Source organism: Streptomyces sp. NPDC050528 (assembly GCF_044457795.1).
Lineage (GTDB): Bacteria > Actinomycetota > Actinomycetes > Streptomycetales > Streptomycetaceae > Streptomyces.
This window is the reverse complement of sequence record NZ_JBITHH010000018.1, coordinates 35609-60667: the sequence shown is the minus strand read 5'-3', so window position 1 is coordinate 60667 and position 25059 is coordinate 35609. Positions and strand designations below refer to the sequence as shown.

At 70.4% G+C, this 25059-nt stretch carries 25 protein-coding genes and 1 pseudogene; 14 read left to right on the top strand and 12 right to left on the bottom strand.

From position 1 onward, the window contains the following. Positions 1-16 precede the first annotated feature (16 nt). Positions 17-856: an SDR family oxidoreductase gene (locus tag ACIBK4_RS44330; RefSeq protein WP_399004779.1), complete on the bottom strand. Its 840-nt coding sequence runs from the start codon at positions 854-856 to the stop codon at positions 17-19. Between the two features lie 92 nt (positions 857-948). On the opposite strand from ACIBK4_RS44330, the gene ACIBK4_RS44325 reads away from it, so the two are divergent. Further along, entirely contained in the window at positions 949-1350 is a 402-nt protein-coding gene (locus tag ACIBK4_RS44325; RefSeq protein ID WP_399004777.1) for a winged helix-turn-helix transcriptional regulator, read from the top strand. A 107-nt stretch (positions 1351-1457) separates the two neighbouring features. Then, on the top strand, positions 1458-1958 hold the full coding sequence (locus tag ACIBK4_RS44320; RefSeq protein ID WP_399004775.1) for a GNAT family N-acetyltransferase: 501 nt from the start codon (positions 1458-1460) through the stop codon (positions 1956-1958). Between the two features lie 267 nt (positions 1959-2225). Here ACIBK4_RS44320 and ACIBK4_RS44315 read toward each other — a convergent pair whose 3' ends face one another. Further along, positions 2226-2828 (bottom strand): TetR/AcrR family transcriptional regulator C-terminal domain-containing protein, encoded by a 603-nt coding sequence (locus ACIBK4_RS44315; protein WP_399004773.1) that lies wholly within the window; start codon positions 2826-2828, stop codon positions 2226-2228. Between the two features lie 63 nt (positions 2829-2891). Between ACIBK4_RS44315 and ACIBK4_RS44310 the strand changes: the two genes are divergently transcribed. Both ACIBK4_RS44310 and ACIBK4_RS44305 read left to right on the top strand, forming a co-directional pair. Continuing rightward, positions 2892-3611 (top strand): alpha/beta fold hydrolase, encoded by a 720-nt coding sequence (locus tag ACIBK4_RS44310; RefSeq protein ID WP_399004771.1) that lies wholly within the window; start codon positions 2892-2894, stop codon positions 3609-3611. 166 nt (positions 3612-3777) lie between these two features. Continuing rightward, complete coding sequence (locus tag ACIBK4_RS44305) at positions 3778-5124, top strand: alpha/beta fold hydrolase (protein ID WP_399004769.1); 1347 nt, start codon at positions 3778-3780, stop codon at positions 5122-5124. Between the two features lie 34 nt (positions 5125-5158). Here ACIBK4_RS44305 and ACIBK4_RS44300 read toward each other — a convergent pair whose 3' ends face one another. Then, positions 5159-7102 carry a serine/threonine-protein kinase gene (locus ACIBK4_RS44300; protein ID WP_399004767.1) on the bottom strand — a complete coding sequence of 648 codons (1944 nt, stop codon included), beginning with the start codon at positions 7100-7102 and terminating at the stop codon, positions 5159-5161. A gap of 254 nt (positions 7103-7356) precedes the next feature. Between ACIBK4_RS44300 and ACIBK4_RS44295 the strand changes: the two genes are divergently transcribed. Then, positions 7357-8958, top strand: coding sequence for a GMC oxidoreductase (locus tag ACIBK4_RS44295; protein WP_399004765.1), 1602 nt, complete (start codon positions 7357-7359; stop codon positions 8956-8958). 11 nt (positions 8959-8969) lie between these two features. Here the strand turns inward: ACIBK4_RS44295 and ACIBK4_RS44290 are convergent, their stop codons facing one another. The 7 genes from ACIBK4_RS44290 to ACIBK4_RS44260 form a co-directional block, all read right to left on the bottom strand. Next, positions 8970-10166 (bottom strand): cytochrome P450, encoded by a 1197-nt coding sequence (locus ACIBK4_RS44290; protein WP_399004763.1) that lies wholly within the window; start codon positions 10164-10166, stop codon positions 8970-8972. Next, positions 10163-10945, bottom strand: a complete 783-nt coding sequence (locus ACIBK4_RS44285) for a ferredoxin (RefSeq protein ID WP_399004761.1) — start codon at positions 10943-10945, stop codon at positions 10163-10165. Before ACIBK4_RS44285 ends, ACIBK4_RS44290 begins: the two co-directional genes overlap by 4 nt. 48 nt (positions 10946-10993) lie before the next feature. Continuing rightward, complete coding sequence (locus tag ACIBK4_RS44280; RefSeq protein WP_399004759.1) at positions 10994-11989, bottom strand: 3-oxoacyl-ACP synthase III family protein; 996 nt, start codon at positions 11987-11989, stop codon at positions 10994-10996. Positions 11990-12035: 46 nt separating this feature from the next. Continuing rightward, entirely contained in the window at positions 12036-13271 is a 1236-nt protein-coding gene (locus ACIBK4_RS44275) for a beta-ketoacyl-[acyl-carrier-protein] synthase family protein (protein WP_399004757.1), read from the bottom strand. Then, on the bottom strand, positions 13268-13504 hold the full coding sequence (locus ACIBK4_RS44270; RefSeq protein WP_399004755.1) for an acyl carrier protein: 237 nt from the start codon (positions 13502-13504) through the stop codon (positions 13268-13270). Before ACIBK4_RS44270 ends, ACIBK4_RS44275 begins: the two co-directional genes overlap by 4 nt. A gap of 262 nt (positions 13505-13766) precedes the next feature. After that, complete coding sequence (locus ACIBK4_RS44265) at positions 13767-14945, bottom strand: beta-ketoacyl-ACP synthase III (protein WP_399004753.1); 1179 nt, start codon at positions 14943-14945, stop codon at positions 13767-13769. Positions 14946-15271: 326 nt separating this feature from the next. After that, positions 15272-16117: a helix-turn-helix transcriptional regulator gene (locus ACIBK4_RS44260; protein ID WP_399005044.1), complete on the bottom strand. Its 846-nt coding sequence runs from the start codon at positions 16115-16117 to the stop codon at positions 15272-15274. A 155-nt stretch (positions 16118-16272) separates the two neighbouring features. On the opposite strand from ACIBK4_RS44260, the gene ACIBK4_RS44255 reads away from it, so the two are divergent. Genes ACIBK4_RS44255 through ACIBK4_RS44245 form a run of 3 tightly spaced genes read left to right on the top strand, consistent with a single transcriptional unit; the run spans position 16273 to position 18034 of the window. Beyond that, on the top strand, positions 16273-17022 hold the full coding sequence (locus ACIBK4_RS44255; protein WP_399004751.1) for an SDR family oxidoreductase: 750 nt from the start codon (positions 16273-16275) through the stop codon (positions 17020-17022). Between the two features lie 8 nt (positions 17023-17030). Then, complete coding sequence (locus ACIBK4_RS44250; protein ID WP_399004749.1) at positions 17031-17675, top strand: TetR/AcrR family transcriptional regulator; 645 nt, start codon at positions 17031-17033, stop codon at positions 17673-17675. Then, the gene (locus ACIBK4_RS44245) at positions 17672-18034 is read left to right on the top strand and encodes an antibiotic biosynthesis monooxygenase family protein (protein ID WP_399004747.1); all 363 of its coding nucleotides are present in this window, start codon (positions 17672-17674) and stop codon (positions 18032-18034) included. Before ACIBK4_RS44250 ends, ACIBK4_RS44245 begins: the two co-directional genes overlap by 4 nt. 78 nt (positions 18035-18112) lie before the next feature. Here ACIBK4_RS44245 and ACIBK4_RS44240 read toward each other — a convergent pair whose 3' ends face one another. Both ACIBK4_RS44240 and ACIBK4_RS44235 read right to left on the bottom strand, forming a co-directional pair. Beyond that, positions 18113-18652: a GNAT family N-acetyltransferase gene (locus tag ACIBK4_RS44240; protein WP_399004745.1), complete on the bottom strand. Its 540-nt coding sequence runs from the start codon at positions 18650-18652 to the stop codon at positions 18113-18115. Beyond that, positions 18649-19932, bottom strand: coding sequence for an XRE family transcriptional regulator (locus ACIBK4_RS44235; protein WP_399004743.1), 1284 nt, complete (start codon positions 19930-19932; stop codon positions 18649-18651). Before ACIBK4_RS44235 ends, ACIBK4_RS44240 begins: the two co-directional genes overlap by 4 nt. A gap of 243 nt (positions 19933-20175) precedes the next feature. Here ACIBK4_RS44235 and ACIBK4_RS44230 point away from each other — a divergent pair, with 243 nt between their 5' ends. The 6 genes and pseudogenes from ACIBK4_RS44230 to fxlM all read left to right on the top strand — a co-directional run. Then, the gene (locus tag ACIBK4_RS44230; protein ID WP_399004741.1) at positions 20176-20631 is read left to right on the top strand and encodes an ATP-binding protein; all 456 of its coding nucleotides are present in this window, start codon (positions 20176-20178) and stop codon (positions 20629-20631) included. A 14-nt stretch (positions 20632-20645) separates the two neighbouring features. Next, on the top strand, positions 20646-20855 hold the full coding sequence (locus ACIBK4_RS44225; RefSeq protein ID WP_399004739.1) for a hypothetical protein: 210 nt from the start codon (positions 20646-20648) through the stop codon (positions 20853-20855). 86 nt (positions 20856-20941) lie between these two features. Continuing rightward, a complete protein-coding gene (gene tgmA / locus ACIBK4_RS44220; RefSeq protein ID WP_399004737.1) occupies positions 20942-21244 on the top strand; it encodes a putative ATP-grasp-modified RiPP in 303 nt (100 codons plus the stop codon). After that, a complete protein-coding gene (tgmB, locus tag ACIBK4_RS44215) occupies positions 21241-22212 on the top strand; it encodes an ATP-grasp ribosomal peptide maturase (protein WP_399004735.1) in 972 nt (323 codons plus the stop codon). Before tgmA ends, tgmB begins: the two co-directional genes overlap by 4 nt. Further along, positions 22202-23389 carry an ATP-grasp peptide maturase system methyltransferase gene (gene tgmC / locus ACIBK4_RS44210; RefSeq protein ID WP_399004733.1) on the top strand — a complete coding sequence of 396 codons (1188 nt, stop codon included), beginning with the start codon at positions 22202-22204 and terminating at the stop codon, positions 23387-23389. The genes tgmB and tgmC overlap by 11 nt, the downstream gene beginning before the upstream one ends. A gap of 157 nt (positions 23390-23546) precedes the next feature. Further along, a pseudogene (fxlM, locus tag ACIBK4_RS44205) lies at positions 23547-24947 on the top strand (methyltransferase, FxLD system); the annotation flags it as partial. Positions 24948-25059: the final 112 nt, after the last annotated feature.

The window sequence follows — 25059 nt, the reverse complement described above, 5'->3', positions numbered from 1 at the left end:
ACGCACCGGGCCCGTGTCAGCGGAACGCGTCCACATGGCGCGCCGCCCAGTCCGCGAACGAGCGCGGCGCGCGGCCGAGCACCCGCTCCACGTCCGGGCTGATGCGCAGCTCGGCCGGGGTCGGGGCACCGAGGATGGTCAGGGTGTCCTCGGCGAGTTCCGCCGGCATCGCCTGGGACATGGCGGCCTTGGCCTCGTCGCGGGTGAGGTCGTGGAAGCTCACCGGTGAGCCGAGCGCGGCGGCGATGGCGTCCGTCTGGCCGCGCGGGGTGATCACCTCGGGGCCGGTCAACTCGTAGACCTCACCGGTGTGTTGGCCGTCCAGCAGGCAGGCCGCCGCGACCTCTGCGATGTCCGCCGGGTCGATGACCGGCACCCCGATATCGCCGAACGGCGCGGCCACGACGCCTCGTTCGCGGATGGACTCGGCCCACCACAGCGCGTTGGAGGCGAAGCCGCCGGGGCGCAGGATCGCCCACTCCAGGCCGGACTCCCGCAGGACGTCCTCCAGCGCGCGCATCGCGACCCGGGTCGGGCCGGAGGGCCTGGTCGACACGCCCTGGGTGGAGAGCAGGACGACCCGGTGGACCCCGGCGGACTCGGCCGCGCGGATGAGATCGGCCGTTCCGGCTCCCGGCGCGTGCAGGTCGCCGGAGAGCAGCAGGAACAGCGCCTTCGCTCCGGCCAGCGCGGGCTCGAGGCCGGCCGGATCCGCGAGGTCGGCCGTCACATGGCGGACGCCGTCCGGCACCGCCGCCGCGTGCCGCGACACCGCCGTCACCTGCTGCCCCGCCTCGGCCAGCGCCCGCGTCAACGGCCGCCCGATGTTTCCGGTAGCTCCGGTCACCACGATCATGTTCAGCTCCTTGTCGCCTGTACTGCTACGGCCGTCACGCTAGGAGCTGGGCTAACTTTCCGTAAGGACATACCCAGAGGTAAGCTCATAACATGTCGGAAGGCGTGCAGGAGAGAAGGGTCGGGACAGGGCCGCGGTATGAGGTGTTTCACACCGACTGCCTCGCCCGCGACATCGTCGACCACGTCACCAGCAGATGGGGCATCTGGGTCCTGATCTCCCTGCGCCGCGACAGCCTCCGCTTCTACGAACTCCGCGAGAGCATCCAGGGCATCAGCGAGAAAATGCTCGCCCAGACCCTCCGCGCCCTGGTCCAGGACGGCCTCCTGTGGAGAGAGGTCGAACCGACGACACCACCCCAAGTCACCTACGGACTCACGGAGTTCGGCCGCGAGGTCGGCGAGCCGCTGTCGGAACTGTTCGACCGGATCACGCGCCGGCTCTCGGCGGACGGGACGCAGGACGACGAACCCCAGCTCCGCTCCCGCGCCTAGGCGCCTTCGAGCGGCAGGCGGTCGCGGCCCGGGGACCCAGGGCGTGTGTCGGAAGTGGTCCGAGAGGCTCAGGCTGGGTCGGCCTTGCGTCGTGTGATGCTGACGTCATGACTGATCAACACGAGGTTTCCATTGTCCGTCGGCCAGGACGGACTCTTTCCGCGGAGGACGGGCCGTCCGCGTTGCTGGCGGCCTACCATCTGCGGACGGAGGCCGAGAAGGGTGAGGTCGTCGCCGATGTGGCCGGGCTGCCGGACCGCTACCGGGCGGAGATCTCGGACCCGCAGATCGCGTTCGTCGACGATGTCGTGCTGGTGGCTCTGAGCGGGAGCGCCGCGGTGGGCTGTCTGGTGGTGACCGCCCCCGCCGACGGGCGGTCGGAGATCAAGAGGCTCTGGACGGACCCGGCATTCCGGGGTCGGGGCATTGCGTCGGATCTGCTCGGTGCCGCGCTCGCGCATGCTGCGGAAAGCGGCGTCGGCACTGTGCGGCTGTCGGTGTGGAACTGGCGGACCGGGGCCATCGCTCTGTACGAACGGTTCGGCTTCGCCGTCACCGAGTCGTGGGACGAGCGGGATCAACTGGTGTGCATGGAACGTGCCGTGTGAGTGATCACAGCCACTCGTTCGCGGCTGCTACGAGGACGATCACTTCGTAGCGGACCGCCGCTTGCCGTACCTCGTGGCCACCCTGCAGTGCCTTTTGAGGCGATCAATGCCGCATGCGACCGCATGCCGAGCCTTGTAGTCCTGTGGGTCGAACTTCGGCGGCCGGCCGCCGCGCGAGCCGCGCATCGTGCGGATGCGGGCCTGGTCGGCCTTGTCCGGAACGGTGCAGCCACACCCGTCTCGCCCAACCCCGCACCGCCCCCTCTCTCACCGCCCCACCCCCGGCAACACCTCCGCACAAGCCACCGCATACGGCCATATCTCCGCCCCGATCTCCTCCGGCGTCCCCGGACAGTCACGGCGTAGCCAGTCGATGATCGTGCCCAGGACCGCGCCCGCGAGGAAGGCGGAGACCGGGTCGGTGGTGTCGGTGTCGGTGGGCAGGCCTCGGCTGGTGCGGGCCGCGAGGGTGATGCGGTGGAGGAGGTGGTTGATCATGCGGGCGCTGCCCTCGTCGCAGAGGAGGGCGCGGTAGAGGGGGGCGTTCGTCGCGACATGGGTGAAGAGGGCGGGCAGGGGGTTGGGCAACGGGGTTCCGTCGGGGGTCAGTTGGCCGTGCGGTATCGGGGCTGCGGCCACCAACTCGTCGTACGTCGCCGTGCACGCCGCCACCGCCAGGTCGTGGACGTCGACGTAGTGCTCGTAGAACGTCGAGCGGTTGACGCCGGCGCGTTTGGTGAGGTCGGCGACGGATATCTGGCGCAGGTCCCGCTCGGTGACCAGCTCGCGCAGGGCCGCTTCGAGGGCGGCGCGGGAGCGGAGCACGCGGGGGTCGGGGAGGCCGTGGCGTTCAAGGGGTTGCGCTGGCATGCCGCAACAGTATTCTCCCCAACACCTGATGGATATCCGACAGTTGTTGGATAGGAGCCTCTTATGGCCACGTACGTTCTCGTGCATGGCGGCAGTCACGGCGGCTGGTGCTATCAGCGCGTCGCGCGGATTCTGCGGGCGGGCGGTCATGACGTGTACGCCCCGACACTCACCGGGCTCGGCGAGCGCGCGCATCTGCTCACGCCCGGCGTCGACCTCGACACCCACATCACCGATGTCGTCCAACTCCTCGTGTACGAGGGGCTGTTCGACGCCATTCTCGTCGGGCACAGCTACGGCGGGATGGTCGTCACCGGTGTCGCCGACCGCGCCCTCGACCGCGTCGGCCATCTCGTCTACCTGGACGCGGCCACCCCGGCGAACGGGCAGTCCCTCGCCGAACTGGCACCGGAGTTGATGAACGCCTCCCGCGCCATGGGGCGGGTCGTGGACGGGGTGGAGCTCGTCAACTTTCCCGGCGAAGGACCCATGCCCGACTACGGGTTGACCGATCCGGACGACATCGCCTGGCTGGCGCCGAAGATCACGCCTCACCCCTGGAAGTGCTTCGAGCAGCCGCTGCGGCTCACGAACGAGGCGGGCGTGCGGGCGCTTCCGCAGTCCCAGATCGTATGCACGTCGACGCTGCCGTACCGCGACCCGGCCGACCTCGAACCGGCCCGCGCCGCTGGGCGGTTGTGGGACATCGACACCGGTCACGACCTGATGGTGAGCGAACCGGAGGCCGTGGCCGAGCTGTTGGGGCGGGTGGCCGCGAGTTGACAGCCAGTCACATTACCGAAACGTAACCTACCGACGGGTATCACGAGTAACTTACTCATAGGTAAGTTCCAGGCGAACCACTTCCCCAGCGGCGTCGGCGCCCCCGTGGACGCGGGTGCGCCGGCGTGCCGCCGCTTCCTGCCGGCCGCTTCACAGGAGGTTCGCCATGCCCACCCCACTCACCGGGCCCGCGCACAAACGCCTGCTCGCCGCGACCATCACCGCCGCCGCCTGCCTCTGCACCCAGGCGCTCACCGCCACCCCCGCAACCGCCTCCGCCGACGTCGTCTCCAGAGGCGTCACCATCCCCGACTTCTACAACCCGCCCACCACCCTCCCCACCACCGACGGCGCCCTCGTCCGCACCGAACCCCTCCCCCTCGCCCTGAGCCTCCCCGGGCTCGACGGCAGCACCCTGCCCGGCACCGCGACCCGGCTGATGTACAAGTCCACGGACTCCAACGGGCAGCCCGTCGCCGTCACCGGTGCCTACGTCGAACCGTCCGCCGACTGGACGGGCACCGGCCCACGCCCCCTCGTCGCGGTCGCCCCCGGCACCCTCGGACAGGGCGACCAGTGCTCCGCGTCGATGGGTCTGGAGCACCCGCTGTCCCTCAACAGCCAGTCGGTGTCGGTCGGTTACGAGGATCTGGCGATCTACCGCCTCCTCGCCGAGGGTGTCGCCGTCGTCGTCACCGACTACGTCGGACTCGGCGCCACCGACCGGCTGCACACCTACGTCAACCGGATCGACGAGGCGCACGCGGTACTGGACGCCGTGCGCGCCGCGCGTTCCGTGAGCGGAGCAACTGTCAGCTCAGACTCCCCAGTTGGGCTGTACGGCTACAGCCAGGGCGGCGGCGCGACCGCGGCCGCCGCCGAACTCCAGTCCTCCTACGCCCCGGACGTCACCCTCTCCGGGACGTACGCCGGTGCCCCGCCCGCCGATCTGACCTCGGTCACCAAGGCCATCGACGGCAGCGAACTCGCGGGCGCGCTGGGCTGGTCGCTCAACGGATTCCTGCAGTCCGACCCGGAGTTGAAGCCGCTCGCCGAGGCGCATCTCAACGACGCCGGGAAGGCCGCCCTGACCGACCTGTCGACCATGTGCGTCGGCGACGCGCTGTTCGGCTACGCCTATACACAGAGCAGCAGTTGGACCACCGACGGGCAGTCCATCGGCGACATCATCGCCTCGACTCCCGCGCTGCGGAAGTTCCTTGACGAGCAGCGCATCGGCACCCTCAAGCCCTCCGGGCCCGTCCGGCTCGCCACCGGCGTCAGCGACAACCTCGTCCCGCACGCGCAGGCCCGCCAACTCGCCCTCGACTGGTGCGCGAAGGGCGCCGACGTCACGTACAAGGCCGTCGTCCTGCCCGGTGTCGGCAGCGCCCTCCTCAACCACTTCGCGCCACTGCTCACCGACCAGGGCGACGCCATCGCCTGGCTCACCGACCGCCTAGCCGGCAGGCCCACCACCTCCAACTGCTGGACCATGCCGGTACAGCCCTGAGACCGACCGGACGGGGTCAAGCGGGCGGCCGGCGTCAGCGCGCGGGCAGCCGTTTCGCGATGTTCCCCACGACGGTCCCCGCCAACTCCGCAGCCGTGTCGCACAGTTGACCGCTCGGCTGCGGTGCGTACACGGTCAGCTGGAACAGCTCGGTGGTCTCCTCACCGACGGAGTCCGTGTACGTCCGGTGCGGGGTCCGTACGGTGCAGCTGTCGTCCTCGGCCTCGTCCGCGATGGAGTAGCTCTTGGTGCCGGCGACGTTCACGAGCGTGCCGTCGTCGGCGTCGAGCGAGTTGTCCCGGCTGAACTGGATCTCCACCTCGCGCTTGCCGTCGTCGCTGGACCAGTCGCAGTCCCAGTTCCCGAACCCGGCGTCCTGGTTGGCGAGTTGGACGCCGGGCACCTGCTTGAGGTCGGCGGCGCCGAGCAGCGTGCAGGCGTTCAGCCGGGCCAGGGAGTTCGCGGCCGGTGCCGATGCCCGCCTGGGTACCGGGCCGTCGGCCAGGACGCCGACCACGTGATCGGTTGCCGCGTCGGCGAGTTGGCACGGGTCGGGCGACGACGTGGCCAACTGCTGCCCGATGACCCGGATCTGGGTGCCGTCGGTGGGCAGGACGGCCCGTTCGCAGGTCTTGTCGTCCCGCTTGATGGTCACCACCGTGAGGTTGCCGACCAGGCGGGTGGACTGGATGTCGTCGAACGAGTCCCGGTCCGCGTCGAGGTTGACCTGCACGTCCGCGATGTCGTCACCGCTGGTGTTGTCCACGAGGATGTCGCAGCGGTCGATCTCCCCGTAGTCCGGATCGAGTTGGGTGTGCCCGAAGCGGCTGAGCGAGGCCGCGTCGACCAGCCCGCAGGGGTCAGCCGTCCGTTCGTCGCCCATGGTCCCGGCGCGTGCGGTGGCCGAGGGCTTCGCGTCGGCCAGGCCAACACTCTTGTCGCTCCCGCCCTTTGAGTCCCACGGGGCGAAGAGGACGAGCCCGCCCGCGACGGCACCGGCCGTCACCAGCGCCACCGCCGTGACCGCCATCGGACGGCGGCGCACCCGGCGCGGCAGCGAGAGGGTGAGGACGTCCCGGGTACAGCGGGCCAGCGGGCCCAGCCGGAGGGTCGAGGACTCCAGGTCCAGGGTGCGACGGTCGGCCAGCTGCTCCTGGATGTGCGCGGGCGGCGGCGCGGCCCGCGTCAGCAGCTTCCGGGCGTGCGCGGCGTCGGGCCGGTCCCCGGGCTCCACCTCCAGCAACGCGGCCAGCGGGGCGGCGAGTTGACCGGCTCGGCGGGTGGGCTCGATGTGCCCCTCCACAGCGCGGGCCAGATAGGTCATGAGGTGCTCGGCCTCGCCGTACGGCGACTGCCCCTCGACCGCCGCGAACAGCGAGGCACCCAGCGAGAACACGTCGGACTTCTCGCCCGCGGACTGCCCCTTCGCCAACTCGGGCGCCAGATAACGGGGTTTGCCGCGCACGGTGCCGGTCGTGGTCTGCGTGCCGTCGTTCCCCAGCGCCCGGGAGATCCCGAAGTCGGTGAGCCGCGCGACACCTTCGTCGGTGACGAGGATGTTCTCCGGGGTCACATCGCCGTGCACGACACCCGCGCGATGCGACTTCACCAGCGCGTCCGCGATCTGGCAGCCGATCGACCCGGCCTCCTCCGGCGTCAACGGGCCGCGCTCCGCCATGAGTTGGGCCAGGCTGCGGGAGGGGACGTACTCCATGATGATCCAGCAGGTGGTGCCCTCGTCGACGTAGTCGAAGACGGCCACGATGTTCGGGTGGTGCAGCCGCCCCGCGTTGCGCGCCTCGCCCATCAGCCGCCGGGTGGCCCGATCGTCGTCCAGGCGTGCGCACTTGACCGCGACCCAGCGCTGCAGCCGCTCGTCCCATGCCCGCCAGACGACGCCCATGCCGCCGGTGCCGATGGGTTCGTTCAGGAGATACCGGCCGTCGATCCTGTCCCCGGCCGCTGGCGCCACCGACACCGTCCCACCTCTCGCCCTCACGCACGCGTGCACTCACTCACGGTTCTGACGGGTAACGGAGTGTACAGATCGGACACTTGGGGGTGATCGGATTCACGGGACTTCGGACGGACCCACCCCGAACCGCCACACCACGCGACGACAACACCCCTCTCCCTTGGGAGAATTACATTTCCGTTTGTTGACAATGCCATGTCCAATCGCGCTACGCTCCCGGCGACTCGCACTCCCCCTACGGTTGCCGGAGTCCCCCCATGCCCGAACGCACCTCCACCCCCACCCCCCACCTCAGCCGCCGCAGCCTGCTCACCGCGACCGCACTCGGCGCGGCGGCCACCGTGGCCGGCATCCCCAGGGCACGGGCGGCGACCGCGCCCGCCGTCACCGAACTGCGCGAACGAGCCGTCGTCGTCGGCACCGGATTCGGCGGCGGAGTCACCGCGTTACGACTGGCCCAAGCAGGCGTCTCCACCCTGGTGTTGGAGCGCGGAAAGCGCTGGCCGACCGGCCCGAACGCGACGACGTTCTGCCGCTTCGCGAACATGGACAACCGCTCCGCCTGGCTCACCGACCACGCCATCGTCGGCGGCGGCACCCAGACCTGGACCCCGTACACGGGCGTGCTCGAAGCCGTCGTAGGAAACGGCATGACCGCCATGTGCGGAGCGGCGGTCGGCGGCGGATCGATCATGTACCACGGCATGACCCTCCAGCCCACGAAGGCCGACTTCGCCACCTCCATCCCGCAGGCAGCAGGCCTCTACGACGACCTCGACCTCTGGGCCTACCCGACCGTCTCCCGGATGCTGGGCATCTCCACCATCCCCTACGACGTCCTCGCCTCCGACCCCTACAAGTCCTCGCGGCTCTTCCAGGACATCGCACCGAAGGCGGGCCTGACCCCGTTCAAGGTCCCGCTGCCCATCGACTGGTCATACGTCCGGGGCGAGTTGGAGGGTCTGTACGACCCGACCTACACCACCAGCGACATCGCCTTCGGCGTCAACAACGGCGGCAAGCACTCCATCGACGTCACCTATCTCGCACAGGCGGAGTCGACCGGCCTGGTGCAGGTCGCGCCGTTGCACATCGTGCGCGACCTCGCGATGGACGCGAACAAGAAGTGGGTGCTGTCCGTCGACCGCATCGACACGGCGGGCACCGTCCAGGAGCAGATCCGGATCACGGCGGACGCCGTCTTCCTCAACGCTGGCTCGCCCGGCACCACCCGCCTCCTGGTCAAGTCCCGTGCCAAGAACCTGATTCCGGACCTGCCCGACGCCATCGGCACCGGCTGGGGCAACAACGGCGACCGCATCTGGGCCTGGATCAACCCGACCGGCGACGCGGGCACCCAACAGGGCGGCCCGGCCTGCGTCGGCGGCCGCGACCCGAGCAGCGCGATCCCGCTGACGGTCGTGCACGCCGGATCTCCCATACAGCAGACCGGAGTTACGGCCCTGACCGTCGTCGGCTTCGGCATCGTCGACGGCGCGGGCACCTGGGCCTACGACGCCTCGACCGACGACGCGGTCCTCACCTGGCCGACGGACACGGACGCCGCCCTCCAGGAACTGATCGCCGGTCGCATGCAGGACATCGCCACGTCAGGCGGCGGCCTCATGATCGACACCAACGCCCAAGCCCCGTCCACCTGGCACTCGTTGGGCGGAGTGCCGATGGGAGACGCCGTCGACCTCTACGGCCGCGTCCTAGGCCACAAGGGCCTCTATGTCCTCGACGGCGCCCGCATCCCCGGCTCCACCGGCGCCTGCAACCCGTCCATGACGATCGCCGCTCTCGCCGAACACAGCATGCGGACGATCGTGCAGCAGGACCTGGGCCGGGTGTTCTGACCGACCCTGAACTAGTCCCAGCTCACCGGAAGTTCCCGCACCCCGTACACGATGTTGTCCTGGTTGTAGGTGAGTTGGTCGGCGGGGACGGCGAGGCGCAGGGCGGGCAGGCGTCGTAGCAGCGTGGTGAGGATGATCTGGAGTTCCACGCGGGCCAGGGTCTGGCCCAGGCACTGGTGGATGCCGTAGCCGAAGGCGACATGGCGGCGGGCGTCGCGGGTGAGGTCGAAGTCGGCGCCGGGCGCGAAGAGTTGCTCGTCGCGGTTGGCCGTGGACAGCATGCAGATCACGGCCTCGCCCGCCGGGATCGTCACCTCGCCCACCCGCACGGTCTCGGTCGCCGCCCGGCCGAGACCGAGGTGGATGATCGTGAGGTGCCGGAGAAGTTCTTCTACGGCACCGCGCATCAAGTCCGGTTGTCGGCGCAGGAGTTCCGCCTGGTCGGGGCGGCGCAGCAGAGCGAGCACGCTGATGGCCGTCATGTTCGCGGTGGACTCGTGCCCGGTGACCAGAAGGAGGAAGCCGAGTGACGCGGTCTCCTGGTCGGTCAGATCGTCGCGGGCGGCGAGCCGGCTGAGGATGTCGTCACCGGGCTCGCGCCGCTTGCGCTCCGCCAACTCGGCCAGGTATCCCATGAGTTGGGCGTGCGCGTGTTCCGCCTCCGGTCGGGTCGTCCGGTTGTCGAGGAGGGTGCGGCTGAGCGACTGGAACAGGTCGTGGTCCTCGTACGGCACCCCGAGCATCAGACAGATGACCAGCGACGGGATCGGCAGGGCGAAGTCCGCGACCAGGTCGGCCGAGGTGCGGTCCTCGGTCATGCGGTCCACGGCCCGGTCGACGATGTCCTGGATGCCGGGGCGCAGTTCCTCGATGCGCTTGACCAGGAAGTCCTTGGTGACCATCCGGCGCAGGCGGGCGTGCTCGGGGTCGTCCATGCGGATGAAACTCGGCTTGGCGGTGGCCAGTTCACGCTGTCCGGCAGAGAGGAAGGGGAACCCCGGTGTGCGCGCGTCCGCGCTGAAGCGGGCGTCCGCGAGCACGGCCCGTACCTCGTCGTACCCGGTGACCAGCCAGCACGGGGTGCCGTCCGGCAGTACGGCACGGGTGACGGCGGCCTCGCGGGCGGCGGCGGTGTAGGCGGGCGGCGGGTCGAAGGGACAACTGCCGTAGGAAGCCGGGAGGTTGAGGGCAGTCACGGTCGCGGTCATGGGTGGGCGGTCTCCTCGTGGTCGACGAGCGTGATGGCGCCGCTGGGGCACAGGTCGGCGGCGAAGCGCACCTCGTCGGCGTACCGCGCGTCCGGCTCCGGTACGAGCAGCGCGACCCGGCCGTCCGACTCGTCCTGCTCGAACACCTCGGGCGCCACGCCCACGCACTGACCCGCGCTGCAACAGCGGTCCCGTTCCAGGAGAACGGTGAGGGTGGGGCGCCGGTCGGAGGGGGTGCGGAGGGTGTTGAGCGTGGTGCACATGGTGGCGGTCTGGCCGGCCAGGACCAGGAGTTCGACGAGTTGCTCGGGGGTGAGGGCGTCGGCGAGGCGGTCCCAAAGGCCGCCGGGGATTGGTGAGTTGGCGGCCAGCAGGTCGGCGGCCTCCAGGAGGTCCCGGTCCTCCGGCTGCCAGGGGTGGACGTCCAGGTCGGCCGCCGTCGCGTCGATCTCCCCGCCCGTCAGTCCGGCGTCCGCCGCCGAGGTGCGATGCCGACCGTGGACGTAGGACGCGTCGAGCCGGTGCGCGACCCGGAGCACGATCAACTCCCGTCTGCGGTGGCCGAGGGTGCCCTCGTGGGTGAGGACGCGGGCGAGGGAGAGCCAGGCGTGCGCGAGGACCGGGTGGTGGGCGAGGGTGCCGAAGAGGTTCTCCCGCCCGGGGCCGTCCTGCCGGGAGTCGGCGAGCAACGACCGTAGGACCGGAGGCCATTGGGCGGGCGGGAGGGGTGGAATGCGGGGAGAGGTACAGGTCGGGGTCATGGTGCCTTGTGCCTTCACGTTCGTACGGTGTCGGGGGCTGGGGGTTGTCGTGATGGGCGGCGGCGTTCACCAGCGGCACACGACCACCCCCGCGCTCGCCCCGCTCGCGAAGCCGAACATGCCCACCAGGTCGCCGCGTTGGAGGCGGCCGCTGTCGAGGGCGGCGGCGAGCTGGAGGGGGATGGTGTTGGTCGCGACGTTGCCGTGGGTGGGGAAGGTGGGCAGGATGCGGCCCGGGTCCACGCCGACCCAGTCGCAGACGACCCTGGTGAACGGCACCGACGGCTGGTGCACACAGACGAGGTCGAGGTCGTCGCCCCGGACACCCAACTCCCGTAGCGCGCCCCGCACTTTGCCGGGCAGCCCCTCGAACGACCCCACCAACTGGGCGGAGTCGATGCGGAGATGGCCGAGGGTGCGGTGCTGCGCGTACGGGTTGGGGAGGGTCGCCGCGCGCCAGCCCCAGGAGTTGGCGAAGAAGCGGGAGCCGAGGATGCCGGGCCGGTCACCCGCCTCCACCAGCAGGGCCGAGCCCATGTCGCCGGTGCTGAGGCTGGGCAGCGCGGTCAACAGGTCGGCGGGGTCGTCCAGTTGCCAGCGGCTCTCCCGGGTGCTGACCTCGGCGGTGGTCACCAGCACCCGCCGGTACTGCCCGCTCCTGATGAACGCGTCGGCGACCTCCAGCGCGTTGAGGACTCCGTTGCAGGCGTTCTTGAGGTCGAACACCGGGCAGCCCAGGCCGAGTTTGTCGGCGACGACATGGGCGGTGGCCGGCTCCTCCATGTCGGCGAGGATCCCGGCGTAGAGGAGCAGGTCGACGGCGCCGGGTTCGGTGCCGGTGTCCTCGAACAGGCGCCGGGCCGCGTGCGCGGCCAGGTCGGAGGGCTGCTCCAGGTCGTCGGCCACCGTGCGTTCGGCCAGGCCGTACATGCGCTGGAGCACCCCGCGCGAGAGCGGTACGGCGGGGCTGCCCGCCCGGAACCGGTCCTCCACGGCGGCCACGGTCTGGCGTCCCTCGGGGATGTGGACGGTGGCGTGAACGATGGTGCTGTGAACGGTCATTGGGCCCTCTTCACTTCAATCCGGGTCAGCCCGCGGTCAGTTGTCGTCAGTCCTCGGCGGTGAGGAGGAGCACCACGTTGTGCCCGCCGAACCCGAAGGAGTGGCTGACGGCGGCCCGGACGCGCTGGCCGCGGGGTTCGCCCGTGACGCAGTCCAGGTCGAAGGGGAGGTTGTCCGGGGTGAGGTTGGCGATCGGCGGGACGGTGGAGCGGTGGACGGTGAGGGCGGTGAGCGCCGCCTCGATCGCACCGGCCGCGCCGAGACTGTGCCCGAGAACTCCCTTGGCGGCGCTGACACTTGGCCGGTGCGGCAGCACCCGCGCGATCAACTCCGCCTCGGTCAGGTCGTTGAGCGGGGTCGAGGTCCCGTGCGCGTTGACGTGATCGACGTCGGCAGGCCCAAGTCCCGCCTCCGCGAGCGCGGCCCGCAGCGCGGCCTCGGCGTGAACTCCCCCCGGTGCAGGGGCCGTAGGGTGATGCGCGTCGGAGGTCTGACCGGCGCCCGCGAGCCGGGCGTACCGCCGCACTCCCCGCGCCCGCGCGTCCGCCTCCCGTTCCAGGACGAGGATCGCGGCCCCCTCGGAGATCACGAACCCGTCCCGGTCCGCCGCGAACGGCCTTGAGGCGGCGGCGGGTTCGTCGACGCGGGACGACAGCGCGCCCATCCGCTGGAAGCCGGACGTGATCACCGGAGTGACGGCCGCCTCCGCGCCGCCCGCCACCGCGATGTCGCACAGCCCGGCGAGCAACAGCCCCCGCGCCACGGCCAGGGCACTGGCCCCGGAGGCGCACGCGGTCTCGGTCGCCAGGGACGGACCATGCGCACCGAGGTCCAACGACACCTCCCCGGCAGCCATGTTGGAGATCAGCATGGGCACGAGCGCGGGCGACACCAGCTCGGGACCGCCCTGGTGATGGCGGATCGTCTGGTCCTCCAGATGCGCGGCCCCGGCCAGCCCCGACCCGATCACCACGGCGACCCGCGCCCCGTCCCACCCGGCCGGGTCGAGCCCGGCGTCGGCGACTGCCTCGCGCGCCGCGAGCACGGCGAGCTGACTGAACCGGCCCATCCGCCATGCCTTGCCGCCGCCGATCCGCGCCTGCTCCGGGGTCATCAGCGGGATTCGGCAGGACAAGTCCACGGCACAGCCCTTGAGTTCGGGGTCCGTGGCACCGGCGGACCGCCCGCTCAGAACCCCCTTCCAGGTCTCCTCCCGACCGACCCCGGCCGGGGTGATGAGCCCCAGGCCGGTGACGGACACGGGCGCGGACGCCGCCTTCATCGCTCCCGCTTGGCGTTCAGCGCGGCGACGAGCTGGCCCACGGTGCTGTGCTTGGCGGCCTCTTCCTCCGCAACCGGAACCCCGAGCTGCTCCTGGAGCGCGAGGGCGAGTTCGGCCAGCGCGAGGGAGTCGAGATCGAGGCTCTCCAGGGTGGCCTCCGGCCGAATGCTCTCGGCACTGACCTCGAACTTCTCGGTGAGTACGGCGGTCACGGCGGTCTGGACGGGGGACATGGGGGTCCTTTCGGTGGGGCGAGCGGGACTTCGGGGGGAGGGGGTCTTCGGGGTGAGGGGGAACCCGGGGTGAGCCGGGGTGAGCCGGTTTTCCGGAACCGAGTCGTCCGACCTGTTTTTTGCGTAGCGGACGACTCGGGGAGGCGAGCGACAGGCATGCCCGGGGACGGGCAAGGGGGGTGTCAGGGGGAGTTGGTGTTGGGCGAGGCAGATGTTGAGCGGGGCTGGTATCAGGTGAAGCTGGTCTCAGGCGAGGCTGGTGTCAGGCGATCCGGGTCCGCAGGGCCGGATCGGTAGCAGGTACAGCCGGGTCGATAGCGGGTTCGGCCGGGTTGGCGGCGCGTACGGCCAGGTCGGCCGTGGCTACGGCTGCGGTATCCGCGCCGGTTGTGTCGATGTGCGGCACGTTCGGCAGGTCCGGCCACACCAGGGCCGCCGAGCCCCAAGTGAGCCCGGCGCCGAAGGCGGTCAGCAACACCCGCTCCCCCGCGTGGAGTTCACCCCGCGCGGCGGCGTCGGACAGGGCCAGCGGGATGGACGCGGCACCGGTGTTGCCGACGCGCGCGATGTTGGTGACATGCCGTTCGCCGGGGACCGGGATGCGGTCGCCGACGGCGGACAGGATGCGGGCGTTGGCCTGATGGGCGCAGAACCGGTCCACATCCTCGGCCGCCCAGTCCGCGCGCTTGAGCACGGTGTGGGCGGACTGGGTCATACGGGTCACCGCCTGCTGGAACACCTCGTGCCCCCGCATACGGAAGTAACGGTCGTCCGGGCCGTAGTCGCCGGGGCGGGAACGCTCCTGCGCACCGCCGCCGGGCACCTGGATCAGCTCGTCGCCCGAGCCGTCGCTGCCGAGGTCCAGCGCCAGGACGGCACCCGGCTCCTCGCGCTCACCGCGCCGTAGGACCACCGCCGCGGCGCCGTCGCCGAACACGATTCCGGCGGAACGATCCTGCGGGTCGAGCAGCGTCGAGTACACCTCGGCCCCGACCAGCAGGACACGGTCGGCACACCCCGAGGTCAGAGCACCGACGGCGGCCGCGAGGCCGTAGACGAAACCGCTGCACGCGGCGGAGACGTCCCACGCGGCGATCTCGCCGAGGCCGAGGCGGGTGGCGAGGCGGGGGGCCATGGCGGGCATCGGGCGGTCGGGGGTCGAGGTGGCGACGACGACGGCGTCGACCAGAGGGCCGCCGGCGACCGCGAGCGCGCGGCCGGCCGCCTCCAGCGCGAGGTCGCCGGTGGTCACGCCCGGTGCCGCGCGGCGGCGTTCGCCGATGCCGGTGCGGCGGCGGACCCAGGCGTCGTCGACGTCCCACGCGGCGGGCAGGGCGTGGTTCGGCACCGCGTCCGGGGGGACGAAACCGGCGATGCCCTCAAGGACGGCCGTCTGCGGCGTTCTCAAGAGCGGGGCTGCGCTGGGCAGTCGGAAGGTCACACACGCCTCGATGGGGAAGTGATCTTGGACGAGCGTGCACGACTGTAGATCGGATCAAGATCCGGGCGGGGGCGTGACGCGATTCGAACGCGTGACCAGTTCGGGGCTTTTTTCGACAAACGCGCAGCTCAGCGGGCGAAGTGAGGAAACGTTACGTCTGTTATGTAGCTCGCAGATCACCCGAAAGAGGGCGGTTGGAGGCGGCCGTTCGATGCACAACCGCCCACGGGGTCATGTCAGTTCGTGACGGTGGGCGTGGGTGCGGACTGCTGTGGCGTCGCTGGGGCCCCAACGAGCTTGCTGGTGACGGCAGTTCAGGCGGGGCGTCAGGGGGTGAGCTGCTGATGCCCTATGACGGAGAGGAGTTCGAGCTTGCCCTGGCTCTCCGTGCCGGGGCGGGCGGTCATGACGACCAGGGTCTGGGCGCGGTTCTCGGTGAACAGGACCTGGGCGTCGACGTCGATACGGCCGAGGGCGGGATGGAGGATCGTCTTGCTCTCACCGTAGCGCTGGGCGACCTCCTGGAGTTCCCACACGCGGACGAACTCCGGGCTGCGTTCGTGGAGTTCGGCGACGATCCGGGCCGCCCTGGGGTCGCTGCCCGGGGCCGCCGTGAGTGCGGCGCGGAGGCGGGCGGCCTGGGTGCGGCTGTGCCGGGGGTGGTCCTCCTCCGGGTACACCAGCCGGTCGGTGGGGTCGGTGAACCAGCGGTAGTACGCGCTGCGGGCCAGACCCGTATGGCGCGTCTGGTCGCCGAGGAGTGCGGTGGCGATCGGGTTCATGGCGAGGGTGTCGGCCATGTCGGTGAGCACGATCGCCGGGGTGTCGTCGTTGAGCCGCTCCAGAACCCGCATCAACGCCGGACTGACGTGCTCGGAGCGCTGGAAGCGGACCGGGGCGTTGTGGCCGATGAGCGTGAAGAGGTGATCGCGCTCGTCCGGGGTGAGCCGTAGGGCCCGGGCGAGGGCGGTGGTGATCTGCACGGACGGCTGCGGGGCGCGCTGCTGCTCCAGGCGGGCGTAGTAGTCGGTCGACATGCCGGCGAGCTGGGCGACCTCCTCGCGGCGCAGCCCCCGCGTGCGCCGCCGCGGACCCTCGACGAGCCCGACGTCATGGGGCCGCAGCGCCTCGCGCCTCCGCCGCAGAAACTCGGCCAGCTCCTTCTTCTCCATGCCCGCCATCGCCCTTTCCCGTCCGTGACCTCCATCGTCGCCGCTTTCCGTCACCCCAGCCAGGGATCCCCGATCCATGGATAACTCTTCCTCTCCCGCCCCCACCCAGCCGCTCCTACGGTCGGACCAGCGACGACCTCCGAGGAGAGACCCCCATGAAACTGACCGGCAACACCGTCCTGATCACCGGCGGCACCTCGGGCATCGGCCTCGGTCTGGCCCTGCGCCTGCACGAGGCCAGCAACAAGGTGATCGTCGCCGGCCGCCGCGAGGAACTGCTGGACCGGATCACGAGCGAGCACCCCGGCGTCGAGGCGCTCGCCCTCGACGTCACGGACCCGGCGTCGATCGCTCGCGCGGCGGAGCGGGCCCGGGCCGCGTACCCGGAGCTGAACGTGCTGGTCAACAACGCCGGCATCATGCTGCGCGAGAACCTCCTCGACCCGGCGTCCCTCCCGGTCGCCGAGGACCACGTCACGGTCAACCTGCTCGGCACGATCCGGATGACGTACGGCTTCCTGCCCCTGCTGGCCGGCAAGCCCGACGCGACCGTCCTGAACGTCACCTCAGCGCTGGCGTTCGTCCCGCTGCCGATCACCCCGACCTACAACGCGACCAAGGCCGCGCTGCACTCCTTCTCGGAGAGCCTGCGGGTGCAACTCGCACAGGCCGACGCCGGCGTCCAGGTGATCGAGGTCGCGCCGCCGGGCGTGCGCACCACGCTGTTGGGCCAGCAGGACGACGAGAACTCCATGCCCCTGGACGACTTCCTCACCGAGACCCTCGACCTGCTGCGGGAGAACCCCGACGCGAAGGAACTCGTCGTGGAACGTGCCCGGTTCGTGCGCGACGCCGAGTCGAAGGGTGCGTACGACGAGGTCCTCGCGATGCTCAGCCGCGTCTGACCGCGACCATGACATCCGACGACGCACCGGACGGCAGCCCCGCCGAGCGCGCCGAACGAGCCGACGCCGCCCGCAACCGGGTGCGGCTGCTGGAGGCCGCCGCCCGGCTGGTGGACGAGCGGGGCGCGGAGCACGTGACGATGCACGAGGTCGCGGAGGCGGCCGGGGTCGGAAAGGGCACGCTGTTCCGGCGGTTCGGCGACCGGGACGGGCTGCTGCTCGCGCTGCTCGGCGAGGCCGAGGCCGATTTCCACGAGGCGTACACCTCGGGCCCGCCACCCCTGGGCCCCGGCGCCCCCGCGAGGGACCGGCTGACAGCCTTCGGCAGTGCCCTGATCGAACGGGTCGCCGCCGACGCCGACCTGGGCGCCGCGCTGGGCCGCCAGGTCGTGCACGAACGCCGGTACGGCTCCGGGACCGGGCGAGCCTTCCACCAGCACGTCTCAACTCTCCTCCGGGAAGCGGGAGTCGACGCGGACCCCGACATGCTCGCCCACGCGCTGCTCGCCTTCGCGAACTTCGAGACCGGGGACTATCTGCACGTCGGCTGCGGCATCCCGGTCGCCCGGCTCCAGGCCACCTGGGTGGACCTGGTGCGCCGGGTGACCCGCGACGGAACCGGGCCGACGCCGACTGGGAGAATGACCCCATGAGCATCGTCAAGATCAACGTACTCACCGTCCCCGAGGAGCAGCGCGAGACGCTGGAGAAGCGCTTCGCGAACCGCGCCGGAACGGTGGACGGCTCGGACGGCTTCGAGTGGTTCGAACTGCTCCGGCCCGTCGAGGGCACCGACACCTACCTCGTGTACACGCGCTGGCGCGCCGAGGAGGACTTCCAGAACTGGATGTCGGGGATGGGACAGACCGCCCACCGCGGCGCGGCCCAGGAGGGCGGCACGCAGGGATCCGCCGAGGGTTCCCCGCAGGGTGAGCGGCCGAGGCCTGCCGCGACGGACTCGACGTTGTGGACGTTCGAGGTGGTGCAGCAGGCGGGGCCCAAGGAGGGCTAGAGAAGTAGTAACCGGCGAGGCGGCCGCTGCCCGCCAAGAGTGGAGAATCGGGCGGCGGCTCGTTCGTTCGTGAAGCAGTCAGTGGCTGGCGCGAATCATTACGGTAAGGACCGGCGAGGCCGGTGACGGCTGGCTCTGCCCGATGTCCTCGTACCCCCACGACTCGTAGAGCGCGTGGACCTTTCCGTCCCCAGCGGCCGAGTTGACCATGAGCGTGACGAACGGTTCGGCGCGTGCGGTGAGGAAGGCGTCGTGGATACGGCGGGCAGTGCCGGTCTTCCGCCAGGCCGGCCTGACGCCGATCTCCTTCAACGCCACGGCCGGACGCTCGGTGTACTTGTCCGCCGGCGCCGGGCTGGTGCGCTGCCAGTACCGGTCCCCGTGCTCGATGGTGTTGCCGTAGGCGTAGCCGACCGGATGGCCGTCCGCGTACGCGAGCACGGCGACGAACCCTGGCTCGGTGCCGTGTCGGTCCAGGCGTTCGCCGAACGCGGTGACCGCGTAGTTCGGCAGGTGCAGGAGCGGGGCGCGCACCTCGGCGTACACGTCGAGGAGGTCGCCGCGGACGGTGTCGAGGGTGGTGAAGGTGCGCAGTTCGATGGCGGGCGCCGTGGTCATGCGGCCATCCTCCAGGTGGCGGCGTGCTCGGTCCACGTCTGCACGGTGGTACTGCCCGGCGCGGTGGCGCGCAGTGCAGCACCGAACTCTTGGAGCATGCGCGTGACTCTGGCGTGCTGGGTGGCGGCGTCCGCGGGGACCTTCATCGCGGTGATCGTCGCGGCTTCCGGTGCGCCCTGGGCAAGTTGGGCGTGGGCAAGTCGGGTCGTCGTGATGGCGCGGGACCGAGCCATGTGGGGCCGGAGTGCGGACAGGCAGCGGTGGGCGTGGAACTCGGCGGTCGCGTAGTCGCCGAGTGCTAGGTACGCGGACAGTGCCAAGTGGTCCAGTTCGGCCTGGTCGTAGAAGGCGAGCATCCACACGGGGCGGTAGTCGGTGGGGTCGGCTCGCAGCATGGCGTCCTGGGCCTGCTCGAATGCGCGGCGGGTGCCGGTGTGGTCGTGCGCCGCGCCGTGGATGGCACCCTGACGGGCCAGGCCGAGGGACGCGAACAAGGGGTCGCGGCGGGTGAGGTGGAGGTTGCGGGCGACGTCGTTAGCCGCGAACGCGTCGGCTGGGCGGCCCATGTGCCGGTACATGGTGCCGGCGTGGCTCCAGATGCGGAACTTGATCGCCTGGTCTCCGAACATCTCGGCAAGGGCCTGGGCCTCGCGCATGTGCGCCTTGGCGTCGTCGTAGCGACGGCCGTCGATCGCGGCCCACATCGCCGAGGAACGGAACGCCGCTGCGGAGGCGTAGAGGTTGCTGCGTACGCGCTGGGTGGCGCTACCGGCGTTCTGGAGGTTGAGCGCTTCGTCGGCGAGTGCGGCGGCCCGGTGCTCGATGCCGAGTTGGCCGCCGTGACGGTGGTCGCTGGCGACGAGTTCGGCGAAGCGCTTCTGGAGGCGGTCGACGTCGCTCATGCCGATACGACGCGGGGAGGCGGCACCGGGCGCGGCTACTGCTGCGGCAGCCGCCGCGATGCCGCCGACGAGAGTACGGCGCTTCATGTCGGGGTCCTCCTGCTGCGGTGGGGCTGGGGTGGGCCGAGCCCGGCCCCCTGGCACGAACCCTAGAGCGACGGCAGGCAGACCGCTGACGTCCTCAAGTGCCTTGCGAGTAGCCGACTTTGGCCATCTGACCCGGCCCGCTTTCCAGCCCCGGACCGATGATCCGTCGAGGCCGCCGGGTCTGCCGGTCAGTCGCTCTAAAGCCCTGTTCACCGTGTCCGCAAGGCTGTTGGAGCTGTAGCCGTGTTCGGCCATCCACTCCTCCAGGACGGTGTTGCGCGTGGTGTCCATGTCCGCACGGTAGCTCTCACGGCCCCGCGCCCGCCAGGTAAACGGATGGTCAAATCGCCCTAGGTCGGGCCGTCGGATGAACGCCCGATCGCCCTAACCAGCTTGCTGTGAAAGGGAGTTGTCTGAGTGCTGGTCGCCCATCACCTCCCCACTTGTGACGGGCGGCTGTTGACGGCCTGGTCCGCCCCTGAAGTTCTGCGAGGGGCGGGTCGGGCGCCGAGACAACACGAAGGCTCAACCTCAATGACGAGTCTCAGTACGCCAGTTCAGGCCGCCCCAACCGGCCACCCCGCCTACAGCCAGACGTTCCCGTGCGCGCCGTCCACCGCCGAGATCGGCCGCAAGCTCGTTCGTGACGCCCTCGGCGTATGGCACCTCGACGACCTCGCCGACCGCGCCGCGCTGATCATCTCGGAACTGATCGCGAACGCCGTCAGGCACACCTCGTGCCACTCGATCCGACTCAAGGTCGGGCGGCCGAGCGCGGAACGGATACGGGTCGGGGTGGTGGACCGGGCACCTTCGCGCCTGCCGGTTCTCGGTCCGCCGGATGACGACGACGAGTCAGGGCGTGGCCTGTTCCTCATCGACGCCGTCGCCGACCGCTGGGGCTATGACCTGCACGGCTCGGGCAAGCGTCCGTGGGGCAAAGAGGTCTGGGCCGAACTCCTCATCGAGGGCATCGAGGGCGACGAGTGAGCACCCCGGCCGCCATGACCCTGCCTCTCCCGGACGTCGCCCGCCTCCGGCCCCGCCAGCAGATGGCCATGGACTGTGCCTTCTGTGCCCGGTGGTTGGGAGCGAGCGGCCGGGTGCTGGGCGACGTGTGCCACCGAGGCTTCCTGTTCCGACTCTGGGTCTGCATACCCGACTGCCAGGCGGCCGGATCGACCATCTCGGCCACTGGAGTCGAACAGACCTGAGCGCACTCCCCCCCGACGGTTCACAGCTCCAGTTGAGCAAGCAAGAAAGCCGCACCACTCCCGTCTCTCACTACGAAAGGAAGACCGTGTTCAGTCACATGGATCGTTTCCCCACCGGCAGCCCGCTGCCGCAGGGGCAGTTGACGGCCGCCCCGTGGGGTCTGCGCCGTATCGCCCCGTACCCGCCCGTCGAAGTCCCCGGCTACGCGAGGGTGGAGCTGGACCCGGCGACGCAGACCACTCGATACTTCGACGCCTCCGGGGCTCCGACCATGTCCCCGGGGCACGGCACGTCCTCCGGTACGAACCCGGCGACCGGCACCACAGGTCAGGGCGACCGCAGCAGCGACTCCCCGGACAGCGACACCGGGAACGACACCGACCAGTGACTCCGGTGTCGTACGACGATCGTCCGGTCCTGGTCGTCACGAACCTCGACGACCCGACCGCGGACTTCGTGATCGCCGAGCTGCACGACCGGGGTGTCCCGGTCGTGCGGTTCGACTCCGGTGACTTTCCCGCGACCCTGTCGTGTTCCGCCTTCATCGGGGACACCGACAGGTGGCGGGGGAGCGTGCAAACCCCCAGCAGGCGCGCCGAGTTGGGCTCGGCGCGAGCCATGTACTACCGGCGACCCTCCGGATTCACCTTCCCGCACCTTGACAAGCAGGACGAGCGGTTCGCCGCGGCCCAGGCCCGCTACGGCCTCGGCGGCATCCTGACCTCGCTGCCGGGCTGCCTCTACGTCAACCATCCCAACCGGATCGGCGACGCCGAGTACAAACCGGCCGGCCTCGCCGCAGCGGCGGTGGTGGGGTTCGTGTTGCCGCCCACGCTGATCACCAATGTGCCTGATGATGCCCGAGCGTTCCTCAAGGAACACGGCCCGGCCATCTTCAAACCGCTCTCGGTTCCGCTCTACCTTGTCGACGGCAAGGCCCAGACCGTTCCCGTGACCGAGGTGACCGCTGACGAGATCGACGACTCTGTGACCGGCACCATGCACCTTTTCCAGAAGCGTGTGGACAAGGTTGCGGACATCCGGGTCACGGTGATCGGCGAGCGCACCTTCGCCGTACGCATCGACTCCGGGCTCCTCGACTGGCGCACGGACTACAGCACCCACACCTACACACCCGTCACCGCACCCCCGGAAGTCGAGCGGGCGATGCGCGCCTACCTCAGGCACTTCGGTCTTGTTTTCGGTGCGTTCGACTTCGCTCTGACCGAACCCGGCGAGTGGGTCTTCATCGAGTGCAACCCTTCAGGGCAGTGGGCATGGATGGAGCCTCCGACCGACCTGCCCATGACCGCCGCACTCGCAGATCTCCTGGAAGGAGGACTTCGTGTCAGCTGAGCCCGACGTCGAGGCGGCCGCAGGAGGCCTTCGACTGCAGCTTGCAGACCAGTTGGAGAAAGGTGGCTGGTTGCGGTCGCGTGAGTGGCGGTCCGCTGTGGAGGCCGTTCCCCGCCACGTTTTCGTCCCACGCTTCTACCGGGAGAGCGACGCCCCCGGAATCACCCAGTGGGAGCCGGTCACCCAGGAGACCGTCGGCCACGAGGAATGGCTCCGGCTCGTCTACACCGACGCGACCTGGATGACCCAGTTCGACGGCCGGGACATCGACTGGGCCGATCCGAAGCCGATCAGCAATGCGGCCCCCACCTCGTCCTCCACGCTGCCGAGCCTCGTGGTGCGGATGCTCGAAGACCTGGATGTGCACGAGGGCATGAAGGTACTGGAGATCGGGACGGGCACCGGCTACTCGACGGCACTGATGTGCCACCGCCTCGGCAGCGGCAACGTCACCTCCATCGAGACGGACGAGGGCGTGGCTCGGCAGGCTCGTGCGGCTCTCGCCGAATCCGGTCACACCCCTCACCTGCTGGTCGGGGACGGCCGCACCGGCGACCGCGGCGGCGCCCCATACGACCGGCTGATCGCCACGTGCGGTTTCCGGAACATCCCGCCCGCCTGGCTGGAGCAGGTGGTGACCGGCGGTGTCATCCTCACCACCCTCCGTGGGTGGATGCGCTCCCTGGGCTTGGTCAAGCTGGTCGTCAGCGGGGACAGCGCGAGCGGCTGGTTCAGCGAAGACGACCCGAGCTTCATGATCGCCCGCCAGCAGGACGCGCCGGCGAGCCTCGGCGTGATCCCGGGGCCCGACGACGGAACGCAGCGGAAAGCCACGTACGGGCCAAGCGTTCTTACGACCTCCGGCCCGGCCTTCATGACGCAACTCGCGGCGCCGGACGCCCGGTTCTTCTCTCTGCCGGGCGACGACGGTGCGGCCGCCATGTTCGTGCTGGACAGCGTCACCGATTCCTTCGCCGTCCTCACCGCCACGGACAGCGGCTGGCAGGTCCGCCAGGGCGGCCCGCGCCGTCTCTGGGACGCGGTCGAGTCGGCGGTCGCCACCTGGGAGAAGCACGGCTCACCGAACCGCGCCGCGTTCGGAGTCACGGTCTCCCGTAACGAACAGGTGGTCTGGCTCGGCCATCCGAACGGCCCCCAGTGGCCGCTGCCCTCCTGAGACCGCCACCGCCGACGCGAGGGACACCAGGACGGACGACGAACCGCTGAAGACTGGGCGGAACGCCGTGACGCGAAGATCAGCCGGTTTCGGGCCGTAGTCGGAGTTTTCGGCGACGGCCTGAGAGCGCCCACGTCACCCGCGCCCCGCAGATCCTGCCGACCACGTGATCTTCCACGCCAACCGCGCCGGTCTCCCCCGGAACGACCAGAGCGCACTGTTCAACATCGCACGAGAGGTAGTCATGGGAACGAGTGACAACACCGCGTCGACCGGCACGGCAAACGCCGTCGTCGATAGCGTCGGCGCGGTGAACACCGACACGATCACCACTCCCGCGGCGGACGCCAAGCGCCTCCGCAACGCCCTGGTCGACCAGCTTCGCGCGGAGGGTCACGCCCGCACGACCGCCGTCGAGACCGCGTTGCGGATCGTACCCCGCCACGTGTTCGTGCCCGACGCCTCGCTCGAAGTCGCCTACGCCAACGCACCGGTGCACATCAAGTACGACCCCGACGGCACATCGATCTCCTGCGCCTCCCAGCCCAGCGTCGTCGCCCTCATGCTCGACCAGCTCGATGTCCAACCCGGCCAGCGCGTCCTCGAACTCGGCGCCGGTACCGGCTACAACGCCGGCCTGCTCGCCCACCTGGTCGGCGAGAGCGGACACGTGACCACCCTCGACGTCGACGACGACCTCGTGGACGGCGCCCGCACACACCTCACCGCCGCCCGGATCACCAACGTCGAGGCCGTAACCCGCGACGGAGCACTCGGCTACGCCGAGGGAGCACCGTACGACCGCATCATCGCCACCGTCGGCGCCCACGGCGTACCGCACGCCTGGCTGCGGCAACTCGCCCCCGGCGGACGGCTCCTCGTCCCCCAGCGACTCAAGGGCACGGTCTCCCGCTCCATCGCCTACGAACAGCGCGACGACCGCTGGGTCTCCCTCGACAGCCAGATGAACACCTTCATGCCGCTCAGGCGAGGCATCGCCGACGACGACCGCCGTGTCATCCCGCTCAGCGCGGACGGGACGGTACGGCTGCAGGCCCCCGCCGGGCTGAACATCAATGCCGACGCCCTTGCCGGAGTCCTCGACCACCCGCGCACCGAGGAATGGACCGGCATGACAGTCCAGGCCATGGAGTCACCGGAGTGGATGGAACTCTTCGTCACCTGCTCCCTCCCCTGCGGCCTGATCCGCATGCTGTTCCCCCAGAGCGCCAAGGGCGACCTGCTCACCGAGGACCCCTACCCCTCCTCAACAGCCGTCGTCGACAAGGGCGCCGTCACTTACCTGGCACGGCGCCCGTCGGAGAAGAAGACCCCCGAGGGCGGCAAGCTCTGGGAGTTCGGGGTCATCGGCCACGGTCCCGGCAGCGACGAGCTGGTCACGAAGGTCGCCGACGCCATCCGCACCTGGGACCGCGAATACCGCCACCGCAAAGCCACGTTCGAGATCCAGCCGCTCGACGCCCCCGCCACCGACCAGCGCCCCGGCCTCTTCGCCCTCGACACCCCGCTGAACCGCATCGTCGTCAACTGGCAGTGACTCCCGGGGAGTTCATGGACCGAACCGGCGCCGGCCGACACCGGTCGTCTCCCAACCGCCGGTTCCCAACAAGCGGTTCCCGACCTCAGGTCCCCAACTCCCCCGCCCTGAG

Coding starts and splice junctions, on each gene's coding strand:
- ACIBK4_RS44330 (WP_399004779.1), bottom strand. CDS start 856: ATGATCGTGGTGACCGGAGCTACCGGAAACATCGGGCGGCCGTTGACG.
- ACIBK4_RS44325 (WP_399004777.1), top strand. CDS start 949: ATGTCGGAAGGCGTGCAGGAGAGAAGGGTCGGGACAGGGCCGCGGTAT.
- ACIBK4_RS44320 (WP_399004775.1), top strand. CDS start 1,458: ATGACTGATCAACACGAGGTTTCCATTGTCCGTCGGCCAGGACGGACT.
- ACIBK4_RS44315 (WP_399004773.1), bottom strand. CDS start 2,828: ATGCCAGCGCAACCCCTTGAACGCCACGGCCTCCCCGACCCCCGCGTG.
- ACIBK4_RS44310 (WP_399004771.1), top strand. CDS start 2,892: ATGGCCACGTACGTTCTCGTGCATGGCGGCAGTCACGGCGGCTGGTGC.
- ACIBK4_RS44305 (WP_399004769.1), top strand. CDS start 3,778: ATGCCCACCCCACTCACCGGGCCCGCGCACAAACGCCTGCTCGCCGCG.
- ACIBK4_RS44295 (WP_399004765.1), top strand. CDS start 7,357: ATGCCCGAACGCACCTCCACCCCCACCCCCCACCTCAGCCGCCGCAGC.
- ACIBK4_RS44290 (WP_399004763.1), bottom strand. CDS start 10,166: ATGACCGCGACCGTGACTGCCCTCAACCTCCCGGCTTCCTACGGCAGT.
- ACIBK4_RS44280 (WP_399004759.1), bottom strand. CDS start 11,989: ATGACCGTTCACAGCACCATCGTTCACGCCACCGTCCACATCCCCGAG.
- ACIBK4_RS44275 (WP_399004757.1), bottom strand. CDS start 13,271: ATGAAGGCGGCGTCCGCGCCCGTGTCCGTCACCGGCCTGGGGCTCATC.
- ACIBK4_RS44270 (WP_399004755.1), bottom strand. CDS start 13,504: ATGTCCCCCGTCCAGACCGCCGTGACCGCCGTACTCACCGAGAAGTTC.
- ACIBK4_RS44260 (WP_399005044.1), bottom strand. CDS start 16,117: ATGGAGAAGAAGGAGCTGGCCGAGTTTCTGCGGCGGAGGCGCGAGGCG.
- ACIBK4_RS44255 (WP_399004751.1), top strand. CDS start 16,273: ATGAAACTGACCGGCAACACCGTCCTGATCACCGGCGGCACCTCGGGC.
- ACIBK4_RS44250 (WP_399004749.1), top strand. CDS start 17,031: ATGACATCCGACGACGCACCGGACGGCAGCCCCGCCGAGCGCGCCGAA.
- ACIBK4_RS44245 (WP_399004747.1), top strand. CDS start 17,672: ATGAGCATCGTCAAGATCAACGTACTCACCGTCCCCGAGGAGCAGCGC.
- ACIBK4_RS44240 (WP_399004745.1), bottom strand. CDS start 18,652: ATGACCACGGCGCCCGCCATCGAACTGCGCACCTTCACCACCCTCGAC.
- ACIBK4_RS44235 (WP_399004743.1), bottom strand. CDS start 19,932: ATGGACACCACGCGCAACACCGTCCTGGAGGAGTGGATGGCCGAACAC.
- ACIBK4_RS44230 (WP_399004741.1), top strand. CDS start 20,176: ATGACGAGTCTCAGTACGCCAGTTCAGGCCGCCCCAACCGGCCACCCC.
- ACIBK4_RS44225 (WP_399004739.1), top strand. CDS start 20,646: ATGACCCTGCCTCTCCCGGACGTCGCCCGCCTCCGGCCCCGCCAGCAG.